The sequence below is a fragment of the Paenimyroides baculatum genome (assembly GCF_008629655.1).
GTDB classification, from domain to species: Bacteria; Bacteroidota; Bacteroidia; order Flavobacteriales; family Flavobacteriaceae; genus Flavobacterium; species Flavobacterium baculatum.
This window is the reverse complement of record NZ_VWSG01000009.1, coordinates 33,131-50,827: the sequence shown is the minus strand read 5'-3', so window position 1 is coordinate 50,827 and position 17,697 is coordinate 33,131. Positions and strand designations below refer to the sequence as shown.

Annotated in this window: 16 protein-coding genes; 7 read left to right on the top strand and 9 right to left on the bottom strand. The window is 35.5% G+C overall.

Annotated features, from left to right (window positions below; translation table 11 throughout):
• The first annotated feature begins 93 nt into the window (after positions 1 to 93).
• The 5 genes from F0460_RS11925 (at position 94) to F0460_RS11905 (ending at position 4,729) form a co-directional block, all read left to right on the top strand.
• Complete coding sequence (locus F0460_RS11925; RefSeq protein WP_150013526.1) at positions 94 to 1,377, top strand: citrate synthase; 1,284 nt, start codon at positions 94 to 96, stop codon at positions 1,375 to 1,377.
• Between the two features lie 111 nt (positions 1,378 to 1,488).
• The gene (locus F0460_RS11920; RefSeq protein ID WP_150013524.1) at positions 1,489 to 2,400 is read left to right on the top strand and encodes a dimethylarginine dimethylaminohydrolase family protein; all 912 of its coding nucleotides are present in this window, start codon (positions 1,489 to 1,491) and stop codon (positions 2,398 to 2,400) included.
• Positions 2,401 to 2,422: 22 nt separating this feature from the next.
• Positions 2,423 to 3,028, top strand: a complete 606-nt coding sequence (locus tag F0460_RS11915; protein WP_150013522.1) for a hypothetical protein — start codon at positions 2,423 to 2,425, stop codon at positions 3,026 to 3,028.
• Positions 3,029 to 3,063: 35 nt separating this feature from the next.
• Positions 3,064 to 4,002, top strand: coding sequence for a citrulline utilization hydrolase CtlX (gene ctlX, locus F0460_RS11910; protein ID WP_223810810.1), 939 nt, complete (start codon positions 3,064 to 3,066; stop codon positions 4,000 to 4,002).
• A 178-nt stretch (positions 4,003 to 4,180) separates the two neighbouring features.
• Entirely contained in the window at positions 4,181 to 4,729 is a 549-nt protein-coding gene (locus tag F0460_RS11905; RefSeq protein ID WP_150013520.1) for a hypothetical protein, read from the top strand.
• A 60-nt stretch (positions 4,730 to 4,789) separates the two neighbouring features.
• Here the strand turns inward: F0460_RS11905 and F0460_RS11900 are convergent, their stop codons facing one another.
• Together F0460_RS11900 and F0460_RS11895 are read right to left on the bottom strand one after the other, a co-directional pair.
• On the bottom strand, positions 4,790 to 6,304 hold the full coding sequence (locus F0460_RS11900) for a SulP family inorganic anion transporter (protein WP_150013518.1): 1,515 nt from the start codon (positions 6,302 to 6,304) through the stop codon (positions 4,790 to 4,792).
• A 164-nt stretch (positions 6,305 to 6,468) separates the two neighbouring features.
• Entirely contained in the window at positions 6,469 to 7,089 is a 621-nt protein-coding gene (locus tag F0460_RS11895) for a MarC family NAAT transporter (RefSeq protein WP_150013516.1), read from the bottom strand.
• Positions 7,090 to 7,171: 82 nt separating this feature from the next.
• Between F0460_RS11895 and F0460_RS11890 the strand changes: the two genes are divergently transcribed.
• A complete protein-coding gene (locus F0460_RS11890; RefSeq protein WP_150013514.1) occupies positions 7,172 to 8,158 on the top strand; it encodes an LLM class flavin-dependent oxidoreductase in 987 nt (328 codons plus the stop codon).
• 1 nt (position 8,159) lies between these two features.
• Entirely contained in the window at positions 8,160 to 9,920 is a 1,761-nt protein-coding gene (locus tag F0460_RS11885; protein WP_150013512.1) for a protein TolA, read from the top strand.
• A gap of 5 nt (positions 9,921 to 9,925) precedes the next feature.
• Here the strand turns inward: F0460_RS11885 and murI are convergent, their stop codons facing one another.
• The 7 genes from murI to F0460_RS11850 all read right to left on the bottom strand — a co-directional run bounded on the left by murI (position 9,926) and on the right by F0460_RS11850 (position 17,691).
• Entirely contained in the window at positions 9,926 to 10,705 is a 780-nt protein-coding gene (gene murI / locus F0460_RS11880; RefSeq protein ID WP_150013510.1) for a glutamate racemase, read from the bottom strand.
• A 71-nt stretch (positions 10,706 to 10,776) separates the two neighbouring features.
• Complete coding sequence (locus tag F0460_RS11875; protein ID WP_150013508.1) at positions 10,777 to 11,286, bottom strand: OmpH family outer membrane protein; 510 nt, start codon at positions 11,284 to 11,286, stop codon at positions 10,777 to 10,779.
• A gap of 63 nt (positions 11,287 to 11,349) precedes the next feature.
• Positions 11,350 to 12,474, bottom strand: a complete 1,125-nt coding sequence (locus tag F0460_RS11870) for an OmpH family outer membrane protein (RefSeq protein WP_150013506.1) — start codon at positions 12,472 to 12,474, stop codon at positions 11,350 to 11,352.
• A 28-nt stretch (positions 12,475 to 12,502) separates the two neighbouring features.
• Entirely contained in the window at positions 12,503 to 15,328 is a 2,826-nt protein-coding gene (locus F0460_RS11865; protein WP_150013504.1) for a BamA/OMP85 family outer membrane protein, read from the bottom strand.
• A complete protein-coding gene (locus F0460_RS11860; RefSeq protein ID WP_150013502.1) occupies positions 15,297 to 16,037 on the bottom strand; it encodes an isoprenyl transferase in 741 nt (246 codons plus the stop codon). The genes F0460_RS11865 and F0460_RS11860 overlap by 32 nt, the downstream gene beginning before the upstream one ends.
• A gap of 1 nt (position 16,038) precedes the next feature.
• On the bottom strand, positions 16,039 to 16,731 hold the full coding sequence (gene porG / locus F0460_RS11855; protein WP_150013500.1) for a type IX secretion system protein PorG: 693 nt from the start codon (positions 16,729 to 16,731) through the stop codon (positions 16,039 to 16,041).
• Positions 16,732 to 16,806: 75 nt separating this feature from the next.
• A complete protein-coding gene (locus tag F0460_RS11850; RefSeq protein ID WP_150013498.1) occupies positions 16,807 to 17,691 on the bottom strand; it encodes an NAD kinase in 885 nt (294 codons plus the stop codon).
• Positions 17,692 to 17,697 lie beyond the last annotated feature (6 nt).

Sequence of the window (17,697 nt, the reverse complement as noted above, 5' to 3'; positions counted from 1 at the left end):
ATTAATAGGAATTATTTATATATTTATCCTTTACTAAGTGAAACATTTTTATTAAATTCGCTAAAAACAAAATAAAAAATAAACTAAAGATATATGTCAAAAACTGCAACTATAGCGATAGATGACAAAACGATTGACTTACCGGTTATCGTTGGAACAGAAAACGAAGTAGCTATCGATATTCAAAAGTTAAGAGATTTAACGGGTGCAATTACTTTAGATCCGGGTTATAAAAATTCAGGTTCATGTAAAAGTTCCATTACTTATTTAGATGGTGAAGAAGGAATTTTAAGATACCGCGGTTATTCTATTGAAGATTTAGCTGAAAAATCTAACTTTTTAGAAGTAGCTTATTTGGTTATTTTTGGTGAGTTGCCAACAGCAAAACAAATTGAAATATTTGAAGCTGACATACGCAAGTATACATTGGTTAACGAAGAAATGAAAGGCATTATCGACGGTTTTCCTAAACATGCACACCCAATGGGTATTTTGGCATCGTTAACTTGTGCATTAACTGCTTTTAACCCAAGCGTTGTAAACGTAGAGAACGAAGCGCAAATGTATGATGCTGTTTGTAAAATAATGGGTAAATTCTTGGTAGTTGCTACATGGACTTACAGAAAAATCAACGGTTACCCGTTAAATTATTACGATAACACAATGCCTTATGTAGATAACTTTTTACAGTTAATGTTTAAATTACCTACAGGGCCTTACAAAATAAATCCTGTTGTTTTAAACGCAATTGATAAATTGTTTATTCTACATGCAGATCACGAACAAAACTGTTCAACGTCTACTGTAAGAATGGTAGGATCTTCTCACGCAGGTTTATTCGCGTCAGTTTCTGCAGGTGTTTCTGCACTTTGGGGACCACTTCACGGTGGTGCAAACCAAGCGGTTTTAGAAATGTTAGAAGAAATTCAAAAAGACGGCGGAGACGCAAACAAGTATCTTGCAAAAGCAAAAGATAAAAATGACCCGTTCCGTTTAATGGGCTTCGGTCACCGTGTGTATAAAAATTTCGATCCACGTGCACGTATCATCAAAAAAGCGGCAGACGAAGTTTTAGCAGAATTAGGTGTTAACGATCCTATCTTAAAAATCGCTAAAGATTTAGAAGAAATGGCGTTGAAAGACGAGTATTTCGTAGCACGTAACCTATATCCAAACGTAGATTTCTATTCAGGTATTATTTACCGTGCGTTAGGAATTCCAACCGAAATGTTTACCGTAATGTTTGCAATTGGTCGTTTACCGGGATGGGTTGCTCAATGGAAAGAAATGCGTGAAAACAAAGAACCAATCGGTCGTCCACGTCAAATTTATGTTGGCGAGCCATTGCGTCCGTTCAAAGAAATGTCAAACAGATAATAAAAATCTGTCATTCACAATAAAAAGCCAAATCAAACCGATTTGGCTTTTCTGTTTTTAATAGCATAACAGCAAAGAACTTCTTATATTTGCCTACCTAATTACTTTTTTATGAATTTACATGTAACCGACGAAACTTCTAGGCTTAAGGCCGTAATACTTGGAACCGCTCAAAGTAATGGCCCAACACCGACAATAGATGAAGCTTATGATCCAAAATCGTTAGAGCATATCAAGGCAGGCACTTATCCTGTAGAAAAAGATATGATTAACGAAATGGAAGCTTTTAACGAAGTTTTTAAAAAATATAATGTAGAAGTTTACCGTCCGGAAATTATCGAAAATTACAATCAGATCTTTAGTAGAGATATTGGTTTTGTGATTGACGATGTTTTTATAAAAGCCAATATTTTACCTGATCGCGAACGTGAATTAGAAGCTATTCAGTATGTGATCGATCAAATGGATCAAACAAAAGTAGTTCGTCCGCCAGAAGAAGTTCATATCGAAGGTGGCGATGTAATGCTTTATAACGATCATATTTTTATCGGCACATACAAAGGCAGCGATTATAAAGATTTTATTACCGCACGTACCAATATGGCAGGCGTACAGTTTATAAAAGATTTGTTTCCGCATAAAATTGTAAAGGAATTCGACTTGGTAAAATCTAAAATTGAACCACGCGATAACGCACTGCATTTAGATTGTTGCTTTCAGCCGGTAGGATCAAACAAAGGAATTATATATAAATCAGGCTTCCGTGAAGAGGCAGATTATATGTATCTGGTAAACCTTTTTGGTAGAGAAAACTTGTTTCATATCGAACGTGAAGAAATGTACCACATGAACTCGAATGTTTTTTCTATTGATAAAGACGTTGTTGTTTCAGAACGTAATTTTACCCGATTAAACAACTGGTTACGCGATCACGGATTCACCGTAGAAGAAATCCCGTACGCAGAAATTTCAAAACAAGAAGGTCTTTTACGTTGTTCCACTTTACCATTGGTTAGAGAATAAACTAGTTTTAGTTTTGTATGTAATGAAAAGATTAAATGTTTTAACTGTATTAATTTTAAGCATGATAATGTTTAGTTGTGCTACTTTTTCTAAAAAAGGATTTAGAAAAGAGGTTGATAAATTAGAAGAAACAAATCTTACTATGTTAAACGGAAATTATTCATTTTATCCGATAAAAAGATACATAGGAAATGATAAAAAACAAAATGACAGTGTTCCTAATTCTTTAAGATATAATAATGCCTATGATTTTTTGATAAATGAAAATTATCAGAAAAGTAGAGAGTTTGACTCTTTGAGAATGAAAGATAATGAATATCAAATCACCTTAAATCTTGAAAATAAGAATAGTTTAAGAATAAAAGTATTTGAAAATTCATTAGTAATCAAAGATACATTATTAGCAGGAAAATATAAAAAAGGAATGTTTTATTTAGATAATACTTTTTTGGAATGTAGAGGAATTCCATATCTTTTTGGTGGATGCACTCATAACAAAAGAAGAGTAGGTTTGACTAAAAGTGGAAATCTTCTTGTGAATGAAGCAGTAGATAGTTCCGGTGCTTTATTAATTATTATTGCAGCGGGCTATAGTTACAATGCTACTTTTGAATATAAGAAACAATAAGATTACTAAACAACATAGAAAAAAAAATAAAGAATATGAGTCAGCAAGCAGCAAATACCGTATTAATGATTCGTCCGGTGCAATTCCGTATGAACGAACAAACGGCAGTAAATAATTATTATCAAAAGAAATTAGAAGGATTAACTCCGGCAAATGTAAACCAAAAAGCACAAGAAGAGTTTGATGGTTTTGTAGAACGTTTGCGTTCGGTTGGTGTAAACGTGGTTGTGGTAGATGATACCAAAGAAAGCGACACGCCTGATAGTATCTTTCCAAACAACTGGGTTTCGTTTCACTATAATGCCGAAGTGGTTTTGTACCCGATGTTTGCAGAAAACCGCAGATTAGAGCGTCGCGAAGATATTTTGGATATCTTGGAAGAAAAAGGTTTTAAAATATCAGAAATAAACGATTATACATCGGCAGAAGAAGATGATATCTTTTTAGAAGGAACCGGAAGCATGATTATCGATCGTGAAAATGCTAAAGTTTACGCCGCTTTATCGCCTCGTGCAGATGAAGAGTTGATTATAGAGTTTTGCGAGGACAACGATATGCACCCGGTAATTTTTGAAGCATACCAAACGGTTGACGGTAAACGTTTGCCAATTTATCATACCAATGTAATGATGAGTATTGCCGAAACTTTTGCTATTATTTGTGGCGATAGTATCGATGATAAACAAGAACGTAAACTGGTTGTAAACAGCCTGAAAGAAGATGGTAAAGAAATTATCTATATTACCGAAAATCAGGTGAACCATTTTGCAGGAAATATGTTACAAGTTGAAGGAAAAGACGGGCAATTATATATGGTAATGAGTACACAGGCATATGAAATTCTAACCGATGTACAGATTAAAGCTATAGAAAAGCATTGTGCTATTTTACACGCACCACTTTACACAATTGAAGCTTGCGGTGGCGGAAGCGCCCGTTGTATGCTGGCGGAAGTGTTTTTACCACAGGAATAGCATCGAGGTGTCAAGCTGAATTTATTTAACTTCCTTCAGTTCGCAAGCTCGGGTCAGCTTCTCATTAGAAGTTAGCTTAATGAGATTCCGAAACAAGTTTGGAATGACATAAAAAGTATAGAAAAAACGCATTGAGAAATCAATGCGTTTTTGTATCTTGATTTTAATAATAATTACTATGAAATCACTTACGGTAAAAGTTATACTATTGTGTTTTTTGATATTATCGTGTACGAAGAATAAATTGCTGCATAAAAATGACTACACATTAGAAGATAAATTAAAATTTACTAACAGTATTTTAAAATTTTATGTGGAAGATTCTTTGGTTTGTAATCATTTAAGTAATCAATTGGATTGGACTCCTTTTAAAAAGGCTTTGTATTCAGAAGAAGGTTTATTGTTGAAAAAGTATGCTTCTGATATGAAAAAGGAAGATATTGAATCACAAATGAGCAGTTTTATTATTAGTGAAAAGTATAATGAATTTTTTTCTAATTATAAATTATTTAAAGAAGATGTTGAAAGTCAATCTGATTCGATTTTAAATCTTCAAAGTAATCTATATTATACTACCTTACCTGTATTTACAGATGATGGTAATTTCGCTTTTGTTGGTTTTTCTCTGGTTAGCAGTTTGTTGAGTGGTTATGGAGAAATTATTATTTTTGAAAGAAAAGATAATCGATGGAGTGAGGTAGAACGAAAACAAATTTGGATACATTAATAATCAGGAATCTGAATCGTGGTTAGCTTTATAATTACAATCTGTGCATCTGTGGTAGAACTACAACAAATCACTCGGTATTTTGTAATGTGGATCTTCTGCAATATTCACTTTAATAATTGCCGATGCATTTTCTAACAACTTTCGACTGTCTTCACTTAAATGTGTAAGAATTACTTTTTTGTTGCGTTCGCTGTATTTTTTTGTAAGTAAATCAACCGCTTCAATTCCGCTCATATCGGCAATTCTACTTTCCTTAAAAGAAATCATAATAGTTTCGGGATCATCTGCTAAATCAAAATTTTCGTTAAAATTAGCTACCGATCCAAAAAACAACGGTCCGTATATTTCGTAATGCTTAATTCCGTTAGCATCAACATATTTTCTGGCTCTGATACGTTTTGCGCTTTCCCATGCAAATACCAATGCCGAAATGATAATTCCAACCAAAACGGCTACAGCTAAATTGTGAAAAATAATGGTAATTCCGGCAACAATCACGGTTACTAAAATATCAGTTTTAGGCATTTTGGTCATCTTCTTAAAAAATCCCCAGCTAAAAGTAGTAATGGCAACCATCATCATTACGCCCACCAAAGCAGCCATTGGAATTTGCTCGATAACGGGAGCAGCAACCAATATGATGAACAATATCGCCAAACTACTGACAATTGCCGAAATCCGTTTGCGTGCACCTGCGTTTAAGTTTACAAATGTTTGGGCAATCATAGCACATCCGCCCATTCCGGTAAAAAAACCGTTGGCAACATTTGCAATTCCCTGCGCAACCGATTCTTTATTAGCATTTCCGCGACTTTCTGTAACTTCATCAACAAGTGTTAAGGTCAGTAAACTTTCAAGCAAACCAACGCCTGCCATAATAGCTGCATACGGAAAAATGATCTGAAGTTTATCTAAATTTAAAGGTATCTGTGGTATGTGAAAAGGAGGAAAACCTCCGCTGATCGAAGCAATATCTTGAACTGTTTTTGTATCGATATTAAAAAAATGAACAATACCAAAAATTACTGCAATAGCAATTAAAGTGGTAGGTAAGGCTTTTGATATTTTCGGAATAAAGTAAACCAATATCAAAGTTAAAGCTACCAAACCGCCCATGACGTATAACGATTCGCCTTGTAACCAGCTTGATTGTAAGCCAGTTTTAAGTTTGAACTGTTCTATTTGAGACATAAATATCACAACTGCTAATCCGTTTAAAAATCCGTACATTACGGGCTGCGGAACTAATCGTACAAATTTCCCCAACTTAAAAACGCCAACAGAAATCTGAAATATTCCTGCCAAAACCACTGCCGCAAAAAAATATTCAATACCGTAAGTAGCAATCAACGCAATCATTACAATAACGGTTGCTCCGGCTCCGCCCGAAATCATTCCCGGTCTTCCGCCTAAAAAAGCAGTAATAATTCCCATGATAAATGCTCCGTACAATCCTGTTAAAGGCGGTAAACCTGCAACAATTGCAAACGAAAGCGACTCGGGAATCATGGTCATAGCAACGGTTAAACCTGCTAAAATTTCAATTCGGTACGTTTTTAAATCAAAAGACATTTGATGAACTTAAAATATATTTAAAAATATTTATTCTTATTTAGAATAAATAAAAATAATTTATTACTTTTACACTCGTAATTAAGTGAATAAATTATTGCTTATATTATTGTTGTTAGTTATTTAGTTTTTAATAAAGGTACGTTTCACACAGCGTACCTTTTTTATATTTTAAAAAGAATCAATAAAGAATTTATAATATACTGAATACCAATTGCTAACACAAGGAACCCGATAATTCTTGAAATAGCAACAATACCCGATGCTCCTAAAAGTTTCGAGATGTAATTTGCGCTTCTTAAAATTAAGAATACGGTAATCGCAACTGCAAAAATAGCCGCTACAATTAAAAGTTTATTTATAATTTCGGGATTGTCTTGTTCCATTGCAATAAGCAGCGACATAGATCCCGGACCAGCCATCATAGGAATTGCTAACGGAGTTAAAGCAATATCGTTTCGTTGTTGCGCGTCATCGGCTACTTTTTTATTCACACCTCTACGCTTGCTAAAAGTTCCCGAAAGCAGTCCAAAACCCGATGAACAAATCACCACACCACCTGCAATTCGTAGAACATCGATACTTATTCCAAAAAAGTTTAAAATTATTTTTCCTATAAAGAACGAAATTACAAGAATGATGAATACGTTTACCGATGCCCAAAAGGCTGTTTTATTCTTGGCTTCTTTAGGATCTCCTTGCGTTAATCCTAAAAAAATAGGGACAGATCCCAACGGATTTATTACAGAAAATAAAGCGGCAAATGTTATCAGAAATAAATCCATAGCGCGAAACAAGTTTTTTTTAAAGCTAAAAAATAATTTCAAATAAGGTTAAAAATAAATTGACTATTTTTATAAAAAAAATATGAACTATTCTTTTCTGGATTTAGTTTACGTAAAGGAAAACAAAACTGTTCAGGATGCTTTTGCCGAATTAAAAGCAACAGCACAAAAAGCCGATGACTTGAATTTTACAAGATATTGGCTTGCAGAACATCATAATATGGAAGGTGTAGCAAGTAATGCAACATCGGTTTTAATGGGTTATGTTGCGGCAAACACGCAGAAAATCAAGGTAGGATCGGGCGGTGTAATGCTTCCAAATCACTCGCCGTTGGCTATTACAGAGCAGTTTGGAACTTTAGCGCAGATTTATCCGAACCGTATTGATTTGGGATTGGGAAGGGCACCCGGAACCGATGGATTAACCGCGCAGCACATGAATGAGAATTTCATGAAAAACGTACATGAGTTTCCTCAAAACGTATCGGCAATCCAGCAATATCTTTCTACCGAAAATACCGAATCTAAAGTCCGTGCTTTTGTTGCAGAAGGTACAAATATTCCTGTTTATCTGTTGGGTTCAAGTACCGATAGTGCTGTTCTGGCTGCTGCTTACGGTTTGCCTTATGCTTTCGCATCGCACTTTGCACCACAGCAATTGGGTGCGGCGTTTAAGTTTTATACCGATGAATTTCAGGCTAACGGAGAAATTCCGTCACCTTACAAAATAGCGTGTGTAAATGTAATTATTGGCGAAACAAATGAAGAGGCAAAACTGCATGCGTCTACGTTCTATAGGATGTTTTTAGGATTGATCCGAAACCAGCGATCAAAAATGAAACAACCCGATATGGCTTTTTATGATGATTGGACGGTGGTTGAAGAAGCGCAGTTAAGCCAAATGACCGCAGGAAGTTTTATTGGCGATGAAGAAACTGTGGCTCGAAATTTGAAACAGTTTATAAATCGTTATCAAATAAACGAAATTATGATGTCGTGCCCAATATATTCTTTAGAAAAACGTTTGTATTCTATGGAGAAATTTGCTGCAATTATTTCTAAAATTTAATATGAAAAAAATACTTATATCAATTGGTTGCGCTTTTGCAACATTAACCGTTAATGCCGCTTCAACTATTTCTTTTTCTAAAGAAATCAGTTATAAAAATCCGTTGGTTATTGTGAACGGATACAAAATTCGATTTGTAGATTACGCAAAAATTAAACCCGAACATATTGAAAGTATTATTGAATTAGAGCCTGAAGATGCTGTTGAAGTTTTTGGTGAGAATGGAAGAAACGGCGCAATAATTATAAAACTGATTGATAGTTTTAAAGGTTTTTCGTTAGAAGGGGCAAAGATTGATGAACGTATTATTGAAAAAGTTGCCTACTATGCCGAACAAGCTAAATTAAAAGAACAGGCACGTTTAGAAGCCGAAGCGAAGGCGAAGAAGGATGCAGAAGAAAAAGAGCGTTTGGCTGCCGAAGCTAAAGCCAAAAGAGAAGAATTAGAAGCCGAAAGATTAGCCGCCGAAGAAAACGCTAAGCTCACTGCCGCAGAGAAAGCTAAAAAGGATGCCGAAGATAAGGCTCGCAAAGAATTTGAAGAAAACCAGCGTTTAGAGTACGATGCGAAAAACCGTGCCGACGCTGATGCAAAAGCAAAGAAAGATGCAGAAGAAAAGGCTTTGTTAGATGCTGATGCAAAAGCAAAGAAAGATGCAGAAGAAAAGGCTTTGTTAGATGCTGATGCAAAAGCAAAGAAAGATGCAGAAGAAAAGGCTTTGCTAGATGCTGATGCCAAAGCAAAGAAAGATGCTGAAGAAAGAGCTCGATTAGATGCCGATGCTAAAGCAAAGAAAGATGCTGAGGAAAAGTCTCGATCAGAAGCTGATGCAAAAGCAAAGAAAGATGCTGAAGAAAAAGCTCGATTAGAAGCAGATGCTAAAGCTAAAAAAGATGCTGAGGAAAAGTCTCGATTAGAAGCAGAAGCCAAAGCCAAAAAAGATGCAGAAGAAAAGTCTCGATTAGAATCAGAAGCTAAAGCAAAGAAAGATGCAGAAGAAAAGTCTCGATTAGAAGCAGAAATCAAAGCTAAGAAAGATGCCGAAGAAAAAGCTCGATTAGAAGCAGAAGCAAAAGCCAAAAAAGATGCTGAAGAGAAAGCAAGATTGGAAGCAGAAGCTAAAGCAAAGGAAGATGCTGAAGAGAAAGCACGATTAGAAGCGGAAGCTAAAGCCAAGAAAGATGCGGATGAAAAAGCTCGACTGGAAGCAGAAGCCAAAGCCAAAAAAGATGCCGAAGAAAAAGCTAGATTAGAAGCAGAAGCTAAAGCAAAAAAAGCTGCGGATGAAAAAGCACGATTAGAAGCGGAAGCTAAAGCCAAGAAAGATACGGAGGAAAAAGCTAGACTAGAAACCGAAGCAAAAGCAAAAAAAGCCGCAGAGGAAAAAGCTCGATTAGAAGCAGAGGCAAAAACCAAGAAATTAGCAGAAGAAAAGGCACGATTAGAAGCTGAAGCAAAAGCTAAAAAGGATGCGGAAGAAAAAGCTCGATTGGAAGCCGAAGAAAAAAAGAAACAGGCTTTAAAAGAAGCTGAAGATCAAAAGAACAGTAATCAAGCAAGTGCCGATTTCATAAATAAATTAGAGCAAGACTTTAAAAACAGCATCAACAATCCTAAAATTAAAAGAGTATTAATAGAAGGTAAAGAAGTAACTAAAAAAGAAGCCGTTAAATTAAGTGTTTTCGATGTAGAAACATCCATCATAACTTATGACAGAGTTAATGGCGACGGAAGTATAGAAATAAAGCTTACAAAGAAGTAAGCTTATTAAAAATCAAGTCTTTCGGCAATACCAAAATCTGCTATAAAGCTTTGCAGAATGGCTACATCTTTATTGGTGTAAAATTTAGAATATCCCGGCAGGTTATCTGTTTTAAGTAAATTAGCTTCGTTTAAAATTTTATAAGTGTGTTTGGCTACAGCATCGCCAGAGTCAATTACATTTATATGTTCAGGCAAAAATTTATTTAAAATAGGTAACAGGTAAGGGTAGTGCGTACAGCCCAGTACCAAATAGTCAATATCTTTTTCAATCATAGGATCGATGTACGATCTTAACAATACTTCCAATTCTTCCGAATAAAGTTGTCCATCTTCAATTAATTGAACAATTCTAAAGCCAATCTGATTTACAAATTCAATATTTGGATACAAATTTTGCGCCTCGGCGTATTTCGTGCTATTTAAGGTTCCCTGTGTAGCCAAAACACCTACTTTACCAGTTTTGGTATTTGCAGCTGCGGGCTTTATTGCCGGTTCAATTCCAATAATTGGAATATCGTATAAACTGCGCAATTCTGATATAGCATTCGTGGTTGCGGTATTACATGCAACAATAATAGCTTTAGCATTGTTGCTTAAAAGCCACTCCACATTTTTTTTTGATAACTGAATTATTTCCTCTTTTGTTTTTTGTCCGTAAGGTGCATTTTTACTGTCTCCAAGAAACAAAGTGTTTTCATTTGGAAGCAAATTATGTATAGATCGCCAAATGGTAGTTCCGCCAATACCCGAATCAAATAAACCAATAGGTTGCGTGTTGTTCATAAAAACAAATTTAAAAAAAAACTACCTAATATTTTAGGTAGTTTTTATGATATTTAATCTTAAAAAAAAAATTAGTTCATTTTTAATTCTTTTTTAACGTCTGCCATTAAATCAATACCATCAGCCATTATTACTCCGGCACCAATGCTTGAATCTAATACATATTTAGCACCTTTAGCACGTGCTACTTTTTGAATAGCAGCGTGTGCTTTATCCATAATAGGTTTCATTAAAGCAAGTTGTTTGTCAGTTAATTCTTTTTCTGCATTTTTTTCGAAAAGCATAATTCTTTCCTGCATATCTTGCATTTCTTTACCACGTGTTTCATTTACTGCATCACCAGCAGTAGGAGCTTCACCTTGATATTTGGTTAATTTTGTTTGATACTCTGTAACCATTGTTTTGTAAGAAGCATCAAGTGTAGAACTCTTTTTCTCTAATTCAGTTTTTGCAGCTTTAGATTCTGGCATTGCCGGAATTAATTCTGAAACATTAATGTGAGCAACTTCTTGTGCTTGTGCTGCAACATTAAAACCAACAACTGCAATTGCTGCTAAAAACAAATTTCTTAATTTTCTCATTTTCGATTTTTAATTTAATTCAACTTATAAAACCTCCGCGAAGGTACTTATTTTTTTTAATTATTATTTATTTTTCTTACGCTCTTCAATCTCCTGTAAACGCTTCTGTCTGTCTTCTTCCATCTTTTTCTTACGGTCTTCGATCATTTTTTTGCGTTCTTCCAAAGCTTTTGCCTTTTTGTCGGCTGCTTCTTTTCTTCTTTGTTCTTGTTGTGCTTTTATTTGCTGTGCACGTTCAGACAAAGCTTTTGAATTGTTCGATGAAGATTGCTGCGTTTTACCGTTTGCAGCATTCTCTCTGTCTCGCGATGCTTTTTCGCGTGCCTGTTCTTTAGCTAAACGAGCTTCTTCCTGCTTTTTAAGAATATCGGCTTTACGCTTTTCAATATCTTTCAGCTTTTCTTCTCTTATACGCTCGCGTTCGGCTTTTGCTGCAGCTACTTTTTCTAACTGTTCGCGTCTGCGTTTATCTTCTGGAGATTCTTCTGGATTTGTATTTGAGTTTTGTTGAGAAGTTTGCGTTTTTGCAAGTTCCTCTTTCTCTTCTTCAATTAAACGTTGGCGTTCTTCTAATTCATCTCGTTTGCTACGCTGGCGTTCTTTGACTTCAATTTGTCGTTCGGCAATTTCAAGCTGTTCAACTTCTTTTTTAGATAATTTGCTTTTGTTTCTGGTTTGATCCAGCTTACGAAGCACCTGATCAGAAATTTCGTCTGATGAATTTACATAAAGAAGCGCAGTTTCACTACTTGTTGATTTATCAATTACAGATGAATATCTTTTCTTTTTAGCGATTTCTTCAACTATGGTTGATATTTGATCCTGTAAAGGTTTTGCCAGATCTAATTTTTGTTTGAAATAAGATCCGTCTTTACCGAATTTTTCATGCTGAAAATCCAATAATTCTTTTTCTATAACCTGAATATCTTCTTCCTTCTCGTCAATCAGTTGTTGGGTAAGCAAAGGACGTTCAACATTTAACTGATCTTTTAAATCTTTAATTTCCTTTTTCTTTCGTTCAATAACAGCTTCCCACTCAACAGTTCTTTTCTTTAGTTCTTTGTTAGCTTCTTCATACTCGGGCATTTTGCTCATAATAAAGTCGGAATCGATATAAGCTATACGACCCTTTTGAGCATATCCAACACTGCACAAGCAGACAAGTAAAATAGAAACTAATTTTTTCATATAAAACAATTATTCAAAATGTGTGCCATTAAAATTGCTGACCTAACACAAAGTGTGGTTGCCATCCGCCTTTTTGGTTTGTTCCGGGTACGTTATCAAAACCATAACCAAAATCAACACCCAATAAACCAAACATTGGCATGTGTACACGTACACCTAAGCCTGCCGAACGTTGTAATTTAAACGGATTGTAGTTGCTAAACCCTTCATATGCAGCACCTGCGTCGAAGAATGACAATACGTACGCACTCATTTGTCCTTTTAATGCTACAGGATAACGTAATTCTACAGAGAATTTATTGTACACAGTACCACCTATTTCTCTATCGTATCCTAACTGATTGTCAAATTCTCTAGGTGTAAGGGTGTTATCACCGTATCCACGCAACGCAACATTTTCTCTTCCGTCCATGCTGTTCATCATCATTCCGCCACCACCTAAATAATAGCGCTCAAATGGAATGATACCGCGGTCATTGCTGTAAGCTCCCAAGAAACCAAACTGCCCTTGTGTACGTAAAACCAATTTATCAACAATGGTAGTATACCAGTCTGCCTTGAAATTAATTTTATAATACTCTAACCAGTTAAATTTTTTCTGATTCAATTTATCCTGATCTACTCTTGCATTTCGGTAGTCTGAAACAGGCATATTGTTAGCGTCTAAATATGTGCCAGCCGGAATATCTGCACCTGTAACAGGGTTAGTTTGTACACTTGATGTTCTGTATTTGTACTCTTCCATATTCTCTAAATTCTTGTAATCAACATTGTTGAATAAAGAATAAGGAGCTGTAAATTTACCCGAAACACTTAAGAAAGCTCCTGATTGTGGGTAAATTGCAGGCATTATTCCTCCACGGTTATCACGAGAAAGTTCTACAGTATAAGCTAGATTTCTTGATACACCATTGCTGAAAGCAAAGAAGTTAGAAGTATAATTGTTTAACTCATAATACTGAAAACTTAACGAGTGCGACAACGTAAAGTTATCATCTGGTACCAACAAACGTTTTGCTATACCAATTGTTGCAGTAGAAATGTTTAATCCCTGGCTGCGGTCAATATCTCTTGTTCTAAAGTTGTATGATTTCTGACTTGTGTATGATAACGATCCGAATAACGAAATAGGACGGCGACCACCAAACCAAGGTTCAGAGAAGCTTAAACTGTATGTTTGAAAATATGTTGCTGCCTGTAAACGTAACGACATTTTTTGTGCATCACCCATTGGGAAAGGCGTATAAGCGTCTTTGTTGAAAAGATTACGTGCCGAAAAGTTGTTAAACGATAATGCCAATGTACCAATAAAAGTACCACCGCCGTATCCACCTTGAACTTCAACCTGCGACTGACCATTTTCTACTACCTGATAATCTAAATCAACAGTACCGTCTACAGGATCAGGGTTTTTAACATCTGGGTTCAATGCGGTAGCATCAAAAATCCCCATACTTCCTAAACGACGAACCGATTCTACTACATCTGCTTTTCTCCATTTCTGTCCCGGAAGTGTACGTAATTCACGCAAAATAATGTAATCGTGCGTTTTATCGTTACCAGAAACGGTTACGTTGTTAAAACGCGCAATTGGTCCTTCCATGATACGGATATCGAAATCAATGGTGTCGTTGCGGGTAGCTGTTTCAACCAAATTGATTTGCGACCATAAAAAGCCGGCATTCTGATATTCGTTTTCAATGTTTCTTCCATCAGGATTTGTTTGGTCTCTGACTTGTTTTTCCAATAAAGGACCGTTGTAAACATCTCCTGTTTGCACGCCTAATATGCGGTTACGAAGATATTGATCAGGATATTCTGTATTTCCTATAAAACGAATATCGCCTATATAATATTTTTTACCTTCTTCTAAATTAATGTTTATGGCTACATTGTTCTTTTTAGGATTGTAGGTTGCTTTTTGCTCTGTAATTCGGGCATCGCGGTATCCTTTTTCTTTGTAGGCATCAATTACATTTACAAGATCGGTTTTGTATTCGTTTTCTATGAATTTAGAAGGAGTAAAAATACGCATAGGGTTTAAAGGACTTTTTTGTTTGGTCTTTTTCATTGCCTTGCGCAATTTTGCATCGGTAAGCTGTGTATTGCCTTCAAAATTAATTTTAGAGATACGTACTTTGCTGCCTTTATCAATATCGATAATTAAATCGGCTGTTTTTTTATCGTCGTGTAATTTGCGGTTAACTGTAACTTTTGTGTTATAGAAACCGTCTTTTCTATACTTGTTGGTAAGATAGTTTTTTGTGGTAGAGATAAGGTTATCGTTGATGATTTTACCTTCGATAATTTTTATCTTCTTGTCTTGTTTACCTGAAGTGGTAGATGAAGCTGGCATTGCTAACTGTAAATCTTTTAAGATTTCTTCTTTTTTGGCTTTTTTAATACCGTTAATTTCCACATTTTTAAGACGTGGTAATTCGTTTAAGTAGATTTCAAGATTTAAAACATCACCTGCAACAGACGATTCGTAAACGTTGATGTCGCTAAAATAGCCGGTTTTCCATAATTTTTTAATGGCATCGGAAATTTCTTCACCCGGAAGGTTTATTACCTGACCTTTTTCTAAACCTGCATAGGTAAAGATAGTCAGTTCGTTAAAATGATAATTTCCTGTTACTTTAATGGCTCCCAAACGGTATTTGCGTGGCGTATTCGGGTCTGTTTCGGGAATCAATGTTTCTTGTGCAGCATCACTGTTACCGGTTTGTGTTGTTACCGGTTGCTCTTGTGCGTTTGCCGCAGCAAAGCTTACTAATAATGGAAAAAGGTATTTTAATTTTTTGCGATGCATTCCTTTAAAATTACTTATTGATTTGTTCACTTGTTTTACCATATCTACGTTCGCGGTTCTGATAGATTTCTAACGCCTCGTGAAGATGTTCGTTAGAAAAATCGGGCCATAAAACTTCGGTAAAATACAATTCTGCATAGGCTATCTGCCATAACATAAAATTGCTTATACGTTGTTCGCCGCTTGTTCTTATTAATAAGTCTACATCTGGTAAATTATGGGTGTAAAGATGCTTATTAATAACCGATTCGTCAATAGCATCTATTGAAATTATATTATTTTTAACTTTGTTACACAGCTCTTTTGTGGCTTCAAGTAGTTCATTTCTAGAGCCGTAGCTTAATGCAAGCGAAAGTGTTAAACGCGTGTTGTTTTTGGTTTTTTCTAAAACTTCTGTTAATTCTTTGCGAACTGACGAAGGTAAAAGGTCTAAATTACCAATTGCGTTTAATTTTATGTTGTTTTCGTGAAGCGATTTTACTTCTTTTTTCAACGCTTTAACTAATAACTTCATCAACATGTCTACTTCGAATTTTGGACGATTCCAGTTTTCGGTAGAAAATGCGTATAAAGTTAAATAGGGAATTCCCAAACGGGCACATTGTTCAACGGTACGCTTTACTGCTGTTGCACCGTTTTCGTGACCAATTGTTCTTAAAAAACCTTTTTGTTTTGCCCATCTGCCGTTACCATCCATGATAATAGCCAGATGTTGAGGTAGTTTTTCGGGAATAAGTGTAGTTTCTTTCATTTTATCTTGGGGCACAGTAACAAGGGTTTTTACCAAAGGTATACGAAATGTTTATACCGGAAAAAACATACCAGTCTTTAGAATTTGTATTACCAAACGCTACAATGTTTGTAGACGGGTTTGCAGGATTGCTTCCGTCTAAATTGTCGGTAAAGGCATAACGTGCACCAACTTCGGCACTAATAACCAGTTTTTTGTTTATTAATGCTTTTAAGCCTAACGTTACCGGTATGGCAAGTGCGTATTCGGTGTCTTTTTCTATTTGTTTTGCGTACTCGTTAAAATACGATTCTTTGTACGATATTCCTGCAATACCTGTATGCACATAAGGTGTAAAGGCAAACCAGTCGTTGTGCAGGTCAAATTCAAAAAAGTTGAATTCTAAACCCAGCATTAATTCGTTCAAATTATTTTTTGTTGAAAGATCGCGTGCTTGTCTTAAAGGCATATCAGAATCTGCATCTTTGCCCGATATAGGCATATAGGTGTAGTTTACACGCCATGAATGTCTTGCACTTTTGTTCCAACGGTATTGAAAACCATAACCCATATCGGTAGGATTTATGTATTTGGTAGATCCAATGTCACCAATATAATTAGTTGCGCCAACAGTTACTCCAAGTTCGTGTATCTGACTTTGAGCTGTTGTGCAAACACCTAAAATAGTTAATATGGTTAAAAGTTTTCTTTTCATTTTATGACTAATTTGCAAATATACTAATGTAAACGAATATATTTTATAATTATGATGTATTTTGTGAAATACTCTTTAATTTCTTTTGTCTTCTCCCCACAATAATTTACTGCGCAGGGTTCTTAAAAAAGTTACCGACGGAAATTCTACCATGTTTACCGTGTGGTTGGCTAACGATATTTCTATTTCCGAATCATTGCTTATGGCAGCAGTTTCCGAATCTAACGATAATAAAAATTGCGCTTCGCGGCTGCTTACCTTCATTTTAATTTTACTGCGGTCGTTAATTATTAATGGTCGCGTTGTTAAATTATGCGGTGCAATTGGCGTTATTACCAAGCAGTTACTGTCTGGTGTAATTATTGGTCCGCCACAGCTTAAATTGTATCCCGTGCTACCTGTTGGTGTTGAAATTATGATTCCGTCTGCCCAATAAGTTGCCAGATATTCGTTGTTTATGTAAGCTTCCACTGTAATCATCGATGTAGAGTTTTTACGCGTCACGGTAATTTCGTTCAATGCAAAATTCACATTGAATTTAGAAGTAGCTTCATCGGGATCATTCAATTGCAACAACGTTCTGCGCGACAGCGTGTACTGGTTTGAAAACAAAAGCGGAATTAAAAACCCGATGGCTTCCTGCTGTACATTCGCCAAAAAACCCAATCTGCCTGCATTTACACCTATAATAGGAATGTTTTTGCTTTTTACAAAATTTGCTGCACGCAACAAAGTTCCGTCTCCGCCTATACTTACAAAAAAATTGGTATCGTCGTCTATATCGGTGTGCGATGAAAATGTATCAAATTCAGCATTCAAAACATTGTTTTCTACCAACAGCTTGTGAAACTCTTTTTCAAAAATTACAGTCGCATTGTGCGCTTTCAGGGCACGTACTAATTTTTCTATAATTTCTTTATAGTTGGGTTTGTAATTTTGAGCGTAAATGGCAAACTTCATACCTTG